Origin of the sequence: Cupriavidus sp. SHE (assembly GCF_000812445.1) — a bacterium.
In the GTDB taxonomy this organism is placed as follows: domain Bacteria; phylum Pseudomonadota; class Gammaproteobacteria; order Burkholderiales; family Burkholderiaceae; genus Cupriavidus; species Cupriavidus metallidurans.
In genome coordinates this window covers 1-1,288 of record NZ_JWMB01000090.1, presented here as the reverse complement: position 1 = coordinate 1,288, position 1,288 = coordinate 1, and the positions used below count along the sequence as shown (strand labels likewise).

General features: G+C 60.6%; 1 protein-coding gene. It reads right to left on the bottom strand.

The features are described from left to right. Positions 1–40: 40 nt before the first annotated feature. Positions 41–1,227, bottom strand: a protein-coding gene (locus tag RN01_RS31135; protein ID WP_085960481.1) for an IS3-like element ISRme13 family transposase whose coding sequence is annotated in 2 segments (ribosomal slippage) — positions 41–972 and positions 972–1,227 — 1,188 coding nt in all. Because the reading frame shifts where the segments join, the coding sequence is not laid out codon by codon here. Between the last annotated feature and the right edge of the window lie 61 nt (positions 1,228–1,288).

Genomic DNA, 1,288 nt, shown 5'->3' with positions numbered 1-1,288 from the left:
TGACCTTGCCCCTGTTCCACGAATCCCATAACCGAGGGAATTAGGCAGCCCGGTGTTGCTGAGCTGCGGACCAGTTTTTCTCGAACGTCATGGGGCTGACGTAGCCCAGCGTCGAGTGGAGTCGGCTGGCATTATAAAAGCCAAGCCAGTCAATTACCTCGTCCATTGCGGCGCGGCGGGTAGCGAACTGGCGACCGTGCAGGCGAGCGACCTTCAACGACCCCCACAGACTCTCAGTCGGCGCGTTGTCCCAGCAATCGCCCCTGCGGCTCATTGACGAGCGCATGCCATACGCCTTCAGGGCGTCTTGAAACAGATGGCTGCAATACTGGCTTCCCCGGTCGGTGTGCACAATCACACCGGCTTCCGGGCGGCGCCGGAACCAGGCCATGCGCAGCGCGTCCGTGACCAATTCGGCCTTCATGTGTGGTTGCATCGACCAGCCAACCACCTGCCGGCTGAACAGGTCGATGATGACCACCAGGTAGAGCCAGCCTTCGGCGGTCGCCACATAGGTTATGTCGCTCGTCCAGACTTGATTGGGTGCTGCTGGGCTAAAGTCGCGTTGCAGCAGATTGGGGGCCACCGGCAAATCGTGGTTCGAGTTGGTTGTCGCGATGTACTTGCGCTTGTGGCGGGCACGGATGCCGTGCAGCGCCATCAGCTTGCGAACACGCTCCTTGCCCACCCGCACCCCACGCGCCAGCAGTTCCTTCCACATGCGCGGCCAGCCGTACTCCCCCTTGACCCCGGCGTGAATCGCCTTGATGTGGGCCAACAAGGCATCGTCACTGAGTCGGCCTCTATCTGGCCTGTCGGTGCTTACTGTGCGTTGCTTGCGCTGGTGATAGCCGCTGGGGCTGACCCCTAACAGCTCACACAGGACCGAGACCGGCCAGTAACGTCGGTTTCGCTCGATGAACGCATACCTCACACCGACTCCTTCGCAAAGTATGCTGCGGCTTTTTTTAAAATATCGCGCTCCATCTTCAAGCGCGCCACCTCCGCCCGAAGCCGGGCCAGCTCCATCTGCTCCGGGCTGACCGGCTTCATACCCGCACCAGTCAGCTTGCCTTCCCGCTCCGCCTTGACCCAGTTATGCAGCGTCTGCGCTCTGATGCCCAGGGTCGCGCTAACCACTGCCATGCTCTGCCCGCTCTTCACCAGCCGTACCGCTTCCAGCTTGAATTCCAGCGTGTACTGCGCCCGCTTTGTCTTGCTTGTCATCACATCTCTCCTTGCTTCAGTTTAACCTCAGCAAGGGATTCGTTTTGCGGGGGCAAGCTCA